A 1,364-nucleotide genomic window follows, 5' to 3' on the forward strand; every position below is an offset into this window, starting at 1 on the left:
ATCGAGAGACTCACCTTTAAGCACTATAACATAGTCGTAATCATCTCTTGTTTGAAGCAATATCCTCTCAAAATACGCGTCTGAAATGCGTTTAAGGAAATTATTATCTTTCCAGAGCCTAAGTAAAATTTTAAAAAAGACGTTATTAAATGGCTTTTCATCGAAATAATCAACGGTGGCACCGGCTCGCCTTAATCCATCAGATATTTCGGTTTCATAATTAAAAAAGCGAGGACATAAAAACAGCACTTTCATTTTAAATACTCTTCTTCACAATGGCCGGAATGCCTACAAGTAGCACATTGTCATCACAGGAATGCATTACAACAGCGTTAGCCGCGACAATAACATTGTCACCAATTCGAATACCACCAAGAACCTTAGCCCCAGATGCAATTACTACATTATCACCTAAAACAGGGCGATTAGCGTGATTGAATGGAATATCGATATTTTTCGCACCCAGCGTAACTTGCTGGTATATTGTTGCGTTAACACCAATTTTAGATGCGCCAATAACAATACCCTGCGAGTGTGGTATAAATAAACCACCACCTATTTCGCAGTTTGACGCAATTTCAACCCCAAAAACAATAAAATTTATTAGCGAAAAAATCTTTCCTAAAACAGGTATTCTTTTCTTATAGCAAAAATGACTCATGCGGTATAAAATAACTGGAGTCATTTTCATTCCGATAAAAGCTGAAATTATACCTAAAAGAGAAACTTTTGATTTATTACGCCCACTCAGTTTGTAATATCTCCGTACATCTTCCTTAACTAACTCAAACATTAGGATGACTCCCTGTAAATATTTTAATTCTCACAAGAACAAGAGTTACAATAAAAAGTAAGAAATATGTCTGAATAAAAAATAAATTATAAAAGCCACTAAATATTGCGCACTGCATTGCAATCGTATAAGGAAATAAACTAAAACGATATGACTTTAGCAAATTCTTGTAGGCAATACTGAAAAGCAGAAGTAAGCATGTAACCACAATTAGGGAGCCCGCGATGCCAAGATCGGGCATTAGCTTTTCAAACATTGTTGAAACGTTGGCATTATCATCTACTAATGCCATGGTATCATGGAATCCTAAATCACTATAAATGAGATTTCGGATAACACTGGGGAAAAGATCCTGGAAGCTTGTAAAATCGTATACCGGCACTATATCCGCAAAGTTATAGGCGAGATTTGCAAGACCCGCAGTAACATAGACATAAAACCATGTAAATCCTGAAGGCAGACTCGACAAAAATTGGCCTTGTGGTGACAACAAATATTGATACGGATTTTCTGCGCCCCTGATATCTCCTACTGCTCCAAAAAGTAGAACTATTGTCACAACTGACAATAC

General features: G+C 36.5%; 1 protein-coding gene and 2 pseudogenes. All 3 read right to left on the minus strand.

The window, feature by feature from the left end; translation table 11 throughout:
* Positions 1–255, minus strand: a pseudogene (locus tag IM284_RS23585) (hypothetical protein); the annotation flags it as partial.
* A 1-nt stretch (position 256) separates the two neighbouring features.
* Positions 257–793, minus strand: a complete 537-nt coding sequence (locus IM284_RS23060; protein ID WP_047367920.1) for a serine O-acetyltransferase — start codon at positions 791–793, stop codon at positions 257–259.
* Positions 786–1,364, minus strand: a pseudogene (locus tag IM284_RS23065) (hypothetical protein); the annotation flags it as partial. The pseudogene IM284_RS23065 and the gene IM284_RS23060, both read right to left, overlap by 8 nt.

This window comes from Enterobacter cloacae complex sp. P12RS, from assembly GCF_014895875.1.
GTDB classification, from domain to species: Bacteria; Pseudomonadota; Gammaproteobacteria; order Enterobacterales; family Enterobacteriaceae; genus Enterobacter; species Enterobacter bugandensis.